Source organism: Streptomyces sp. NPDC001828, from assembly GCF_042892175.1.
Taxonomy (GTDB): Bacteria; Actinomycetota; Actinomycetes; order Streptomycetales; family Streptomycetaceae; genus Streptomyces.
Map to the genome: position 1 here is coordinate 20,777 of NZ_JBIATV010000027.1, position 6,387 is coordinate 27,163.

At 71.0% G+C, this 6,387-nt stretch carries 7 protein-coding genes; all 7 read left to right on the plus strand.

Annotated features, from left to right (window positions below; translation table 11 throughout):
* Positions 1–15: 15 nt before the first annotated feature.
* Positions 16–672, plus strand: a complete 657-nt coding sequence (locus tag ACFYZA_RS39900; protein WP_382594629.1) for an isochorismatase family protein — start codon at positions 16–18, stop codon at positions 670–672.
* 29 nt (positions 673–701) lie between these two features.
* Positions 702–2,594, plus strand: a complete 1,893-nt coding sequence (locus tag ACFYZA_RS39905; RefSeq protein WP_388495106.1) for an anthranilate synthase family protein — start codon at positions 702–704, stop codon at positions 2,592–2,594.
* Positions 2,582–2,911 carry a hypothetical protein gene (locus tag ACFYZA_RS39910; RefSeq protein WP_382594635.1) on the plus strand — a complete coding sequence of 110 codons (330 nt, stop codon included), beginning with the start codon at positions 2,582–2,584 and terminating at the stop codon, positions 2,909–2,911. The genes ACFYZA_RS39905 and ACFYZA_RS39910 overlap by 13 nt, the downstream gene beginning before the upstream one ends.
* A 106-nt stretch (positions 2,912–3,017) precedes the next feature.
* Positions 3,018–3,530 (plus strand): shikimate kinase, encoded by a 513-nt coding sequence (locus tag ACFYZA_RS39915; protein ID WP_382594638.1) that lies wholly within the window; start codon positions 3,018–3,020, stop codon positions 3,528–3,530.
* Positions 3,531–3,773: 243 nt separating this feature from the next.
* Positions 3,774–5,045, plus strand: a complete 1,272-nt coding sequence (gene aroA, locus ACFYZA_RS39920; RefSeq protein WP_388495107.1) for a 3-phosphoshikimate 1-carboxyvinyltransferase — start codon at positions 3,774–3,776, stop codon at positions 5,043–5,045.
* A gap of 44 nt (positions 5,046–5,089) precedes the next feature.
* The gene (locus tag ACFYZA_RS39925; protein ID WP_388495108.1) at positions 5,090–6,295 is read left to right on the plus strand and encodes a 3-hydroxybenzoate 6-monooxygenase; all 1,206 of its coding nucleotides are present in this window, start codon (positions 5,090–5,092) and stop codon (positions 6,293–6,295) included.
* A partial coding sequence (locus tag ACFYZA_RS39930) for a chorismate synthase (protein WP_158716507.1) occupies positions 6,292–6,387 on the plus strand: 96 nt, incomplete at its 3' end. The genes ACFYZA_RS39925 and ACFYZA_RS39930, both read left to right, overlap by 4 nt.

Sequence of the window (6,387 nt, forward strand, 5' to 3'; positions counted from 1 at the left end):
AGGACCGACCAGCCCGTGTCCGGTATTCCGGCCGTCGAGCCGTACCCGATGCCCTCCGAGGGCGAACTGCCGCCCAGCACCGCCCAGTGGACCGTGGATCCGCAGCGCGCGGTACTTCTGCTGCACGACATGCAGGAGTACTTCCTCAAACCCTTCCCGCGAACCAGCGAGCCCGGCGGCTCCCTGATCGGCAACACCGCGCTGCTGCGCGAGCGATGCGCGGAACTGGGCATTCCTGTCGCCTACACCGCCCAGCCCGGCAGCATGACGCCCGAGCAGCGCGGTCTGCTCAAGGACTTCTGGGGCCCGGGCATGAAGGCGTCGCCCGAGCACCGGCGGGTGGTCCCGCCGCTCGAACCGGCGCCGGGCGACTGGGAGTTCACCAAGTGGCGCTACAGCGCCTTCCACAAGTCGGACCTGCTGGAACGGATGCGCTTCCACAACCGGGACCAGCTGGTCATCTGCGGTGTGTACGCGCACGTCGGTGTCCTCATGAGCGCGGTGGACGCCTTCACCAACGACATCCAGCCGTTCCTGGTGGCGGACGCGGTCGCCGACTTCTCCGCCGACTACCACCGGCTGGCACTCGACTACGCGGCGCAGCGCGCCGCCCGTGTCGTGACCACCAAGTCCGTGCTGACCGAACTCGATACGGCCGAGGTGGCGCGCTGAACGCGCCGGCCGGGAAAGGAACGACCTCCATGGCACGACAGGAAGACGCGCAGAAACTGCTCGCGCGGATCCTTGGTGGCACCTCTGGCCCGTTCGCGCTGCTGCACCGCCCCGAGTCGGCCGGCCCGGACACCCTGGAACTGCTGACGGGCGACATCGCGCGGGTCGACTCGCTCGCCGGCCTCGGCCTGCCCGAACAGCCCCGGCCGGGCGCGCACCACGAGCTGCTCGCGCTGGTGCCCTATCGCCAGCTCGCCGAGCGGGGCTTCGCGGCACCCGACGACGGAGAGCCTCTGCTCACGATGCGGGTCCGCGAGCAGGCGACACTGCCCCTGAACGAGACGCTGGCGCGGCTGCCCAATGAACCGGTGAAGGTCGCCGACGGTCGCTTCGACGTGGACGACGCGGCATACGCCGACATCGTGCGCCGAGTCGTCGCCGACGAGATCGGCACCGGCAAGGGGGCCAACTTCGTCATCAAGCGCTCCTTCACGGCCCAGCTGCCGGGCTTCACGCCCCGATCGGCACTGTCGTTCTTCCGCCGCCTGGTCGAGCGGGAGGCGGGCGCCTACTGGACGTTCCTGGTACACACCGGTGAGCGGACCTTCGTCGGCGCGACCCCGGAGCGGCACATCAGCGTTCATGACTCCACCGCGGTGATGAACCCGATCAGTGGCACCTACCGGTACCCGCCGAGCGGTCCCGACCTGGACGGCGTTCTCGAGTTCCTGGCCGACCGCAAGGAGACCGACGAGCTGTACATGGTCGTCGACGAGGAACTGAAGATGATGGGCCGCATCTGCCCCGAGGGCGGACGGGTCGTGGGCCCGTACCTGAAGGAGATGGCCAGGCTCGCTCACACCGAGTACTTCATCGAGGGCCGCACCGACCGCGATGCGGCCGACATCCTGCGCGAGACGCTGTTCGCGCCGACGGTGACGGGATCCCCGCTGGAATCGGCGGCCCGGGTCATCGCCCACTACGAGCCGGCCGGGCGCGGCTATTACAGCGGGGTGGTCGCCCTGATCGGCCGGGACGCGTCCGGCGGCCGCACCCTGGATTCCTCGATCCTGATCCGTACCGCCGACATCAACGCGAGCGGGCAGCTGCGGATCGGAGTGGGGGCGACGCTGGTACGCCACTCCGACCCGGAGTCCGAGGTGCACGAGACCCGTGCGAAGGCCGCGGGGCTGCTCGCCGCCCTCGGCGAGACGGAGCCCACCCGGTTCGGGGCGCACCCGGCGGTGCGTGAGGCGCTGGACGAGCGCAATGAGTTCGTCGCCGGGTTCTGGCTGCGGGAGCAGGGCCGGCGCGGTCAGGCGGTCGAGTCGCTGACCGGCCGGCGTGTCCTCATCATCGACGCCGAGGACACCTTCACCGAGATGATCGCCCAGCAGATCCGTTCACTGGGCTGCGAGGTGGTGGTGCGCCGCTTCGACGAGCCGTACGCCTTCGACGCGCATGACCTGGTGGTCATGGGGCCGGGCCCGGGCGACCCGCAGGACACCGGCCATCCCAAGATCGCGCACCTGCGGACGGCGGTGTCCCAACTCCTGGAGGAGCGCCGTCCGTTCCTCGCGGTGTGTCTGAGCCATCAGGTCCTCAGCACGCTGCTCGGTCTGGACGTCGTGCGCCGGCCCGTTCCCAACCAGGGGACGCAGCGGGAGATAGACCTGTTCGGCAGCTCGGAGCGGGTGGGCTTCTACAACACGTTCGCCGCCCAATGCGCCGATGACGTCATCACCCACCCGGTGCACGGCCGGATCGAGGTCAGCCGGGAGGCCGAAGGGGGCGAGGTGCACGCGCTGCGCGCCAACGGCTTCGCGTCGATGCAGTTCCACGCCGAGTCGATGCTCACGGTCGACGGGCCGCGGATCATCGGTTCCCTGCTCCAGGCGGTGGCGTCGACATGCGCGCGGTGATCGTCTGGTGGGACCTGACCGAGTCGCGGCAGAGCATCTCCTCGCTGAGGGGGTTCCTTCGCGACGAGGCTGTGGAGCGCTTCTCCAAGGTGGCGGGGCTGCGCCTGAAGGTGTGGATCTCTGATCCGGACACGAACCGGTGGGGAGCGGTGTTGCTGTGGGAGTCGGCCGAGGCCGCCGCGGCGCCGATCCCCGCACGGGCGGCGGAGCTGATCGGCTACCCGCCCACCGAGCGGTACGCCTTTGACGTGGAGGCCACCGTCGAGGGCGAATTCGCCGCTGCCGCGCTCGCCGGGCGCGGGCTGGCGCTCACGTAGCCGGGACGCCGGGCCGGCCGTTCGATCGGGTGTCCCCCGTGGCGTCCCTCCGATTCTGTAGGCGGAGGGACGCTGCCGGGACCCCCTGACAGCTTGTGGAGCAGCCATGAACGGACCCGCGGTGGTGCTCGTCGGAATGCCCGGCACGGGCAAGTCCGTGGTCGGGCAGGCCCTCGCCGACCACCTCGGCCTCGCATTCCGCGACACCGACCACGATCTGGAGCGGCTGAGCGGGCAGCCGACGCACGAGCTGCTGAGCTCCGGTGGCGAGGCCCGCTTCCGTGCGTGGGAGCGCCGGGCTGTCGACGAGGCGGTCCGGGAGCACGCCGGGGTTCTGGCGCTCGGCGGAGGTGCGGTGCTGCACCACGCGACGCGTCTCCAGCTCAAGGAGTGCCGCGTCGTGCATCTCCGGGCCGGCCTGGACACTCTCGCCGAGCGGGTCGGCGGTGCGCAGTCGCGGCCGCTGCTCACCGGGGACCCGCGAGGCAGGCTCGCGCAGTTGATGCGGGAGCGTCTGCCGCTGTACCGGGACGTCGCGACGGTGTCCGTGCGGTCCGAGCATCGCGAGCCGGACGAGATCGCCGTGGAGATCGCCGTCGCCCTCGCGGCCCTCGGGTGAGCGGTGGTCCCGCTCGCCGGGGCCCAACCGCCTTGGTGCGGGCCCGACTTGACGGACTGACCTCGATAGTGACGAACCGGGATGTATCGCTTTGCCGATCGCGCGTACCGGGAGCCAGGGTCGCCCTGACAGGGGCCGGCCGTTCCCAGCGGTGTCCTGGCCTCCGCCTCGCCCGCTGTCCAAGACCGACCGCCGGGACCTGCTGACCGCTGCCGCGCCGGCCGCACGCAATGAAGGAGAGCGATGACCGCATCCCCCCCTGCCCGCCGGGCCCGCATCCCCGGGTCGAAGTCCCTCACCAACCGGGCGCTGCTGCTCGCCGCGGCCGCGCGCGGAACCAGCGTCCTCGAAGCCCCCCTGGTGAGCGATGACACCGTCGCCTTCCGGCATGCCCTGACGGGTCTGGGCGTGCGGATCGAGCGGGAGTCCGGCGACCGCGCCTGGGTCGTGACGGGTCTCGGCCGCGGGCCGACCGGGAGCGGCGGCGTGTGGTGCGAGGACGCGGGGACCGCGGCCCGTTTCCTGCCGCCGTTCGCCGCGGCCGGACAGGGCGACTTCCGCTTCGAGGGCACCGCCCAGCTCACGGCGCGGCCGGTGGCCCCCCTCGCCGAGGCGCTGCGGCACCTGGGCGCCGACGTCCACACCGAGCCGGACGGACGGCTGCCGCTGCGGGTCCGCTCCGACGGCCTGGCCGGCGGGGAGTTGAGCCTGGACGGGAAGCTCAGCAGCCAGTTCCTGTCCGGGGTGCTGATGGCCGGTCCGCTGATGCGCCGGCCGTTGGTACTGACGGTGCGCGACCTGGTCAGCCGCCCTTACGTCGACATGACCCTGGCTTTGATGCGGCGCTTCGGGGCGCACGTCGGTGAGGACGTTCCCGGTGTGTTCACCACCGACCCCGCGGGATACCGGGCGGCGGAGCTGCACATCGAACCCGACGCCTCCACCGCCTCGTACTTCTTCGCCGCCGCCGCGATCACCGGCACCACCGTGACGGTGGCCGGCCTCGACCGCGACAGCCTCCAGGGCGACTTGCGCTTCACCGAGGTGCTGGAACGGGCGGGGGCACACGTCGAACGCACGCGGGAGGCGACCACGGTCACCGGGACAGGTGCGCTGCGGGGTGGATTCACCGTCGACATGGGCGAGATCTCCGACACCTTCATGACCTTGGCCGCCATCGCGCCCCTGGCCGACGGCCCGATCACGATCCGTGGCATCGCCCATGCCCGCCTGAAGGAGTCGGACCGCATCGCCGCCGTCGCCGAGAACCTTCGCGCTCTCGGCATCCGCACCGACGTCGGGCACGACCGGATCACCATCCACCCCGGCACCTGTGCGCCCGCCGAGATCGCCTGCCACCGCGACCACCGCATCGCCATGGCGTTCTCGGTCCTTGGTCTGCGCGCCGACGGCATCACCCTCGACGACCGCGGCTGCGTGGCCAAGACATTTCCCGGCTTCCACGAGGAGCTGGACCGGCTCTTTCCGCAGTACGGGCCCGCCACGGTCAAGTGAAGGGCTCCCACCAGCACGTGAACAGAGAGGACGCGACGTACAACATGGCTCACATCGTGATCGCCGGCGGCGGTATCGGAGGGCTCGCCACAGCTCTGTCGCTCGCCCGGCACGGGCACCGCGCCACCGTCCTGGAACGGAGCAGCACCTTCGCCGAGATCGGCGCGGGCATTCAACTGGGCCCCAACGCCTTCCACGCCCTGGACCGGCTCGGGGTGGGCGACGGGGTGCGCGAGCGTGCCGTGTTCATCGACGAACTGCGCTTCATGGACGGCACCACGGACGAGCTGGTCACCTCGATGGAGTTGACCGGCACCTACCGGGAGCGGTTCGGCAATCCGTATGCGGTGGTGCACCGGGGCGATCTCTATCAGCCGCTTCTCGCCGCCTGCCAGGCGTCGGACTCCGTGGAGCTGGTGGCCGGTGCGGCCGTCGAACGCTACGAGCAGAGCCCCGACCACATCAGCGCGCACACCGAGGACGGACGGACGTTCACGGGGGCGGTTCTGGTGGGCGCCGACGGCATCCGCTCCACCGTGCGGGCGCAGATGCTCGCCGACGGCGGGCCGCGTGTGTCCGGGCACACCATCTACCGCTCGGTGATCCCGATCGACAAGGTGCCCGAGGAGTTGCGCTGGAACACGGTCACCCTGTGGGCCGGCCCCAAGTGGCACTTCGTGCACTACATCATCGGCGGGGGCGAGTTCCTCAACCTCGCCGCCACTCGCGACGACGGCGCCACCGAGGCCGTCGCCGGCCGCCCTGCCGAGCGTTCCCATGTCCTTGGCCAGTTCCCCGATCTGGGGGCGACCGCCCGCCGGCTGCTCGAACTCGGCGAGGGCTGGCGGGAGTGGGTGCTGTGTGACCGTGATCCGGTCGACGCCTGGACCGACCGGCGGGCCGTGCTGACCGGCGACGCCGCGCACCCCATGCTGCAGTACGCGGCGCAGGGAGCCTGCCAGGCCCTGGAGGACGCGGTCGTCCTCGGCGACCTGCTGGAGGGGGTGCGAAGCGACGATGTGATGCAGCACCTGGAGAAGTTCAACGCCGCGCGCCGCGCGCGCACCAACCGCACCCAACTGGTGGCCCGCCGCATCGGCCACGAGCTGTACCACCCGGCGGGCGAAGAGGCGTTGGCGCGCAACAGCATGCTCTCCGCCTTCTCTCAGGAGCAGTTGCACGACGAGGTGTCCTGGTTGCACGGGGACAGGCAGTTCACCCGCAGCGGTGTCGGGGAGTGGGAGGTATGAGCAGGTTGCGTTGGCTGACCGCTGGGGAGTCCCACGGACCCGCACTTGTCGCGACGCTGGAGGGTCTTCCCGCCGGCGTGCCGATCACCACG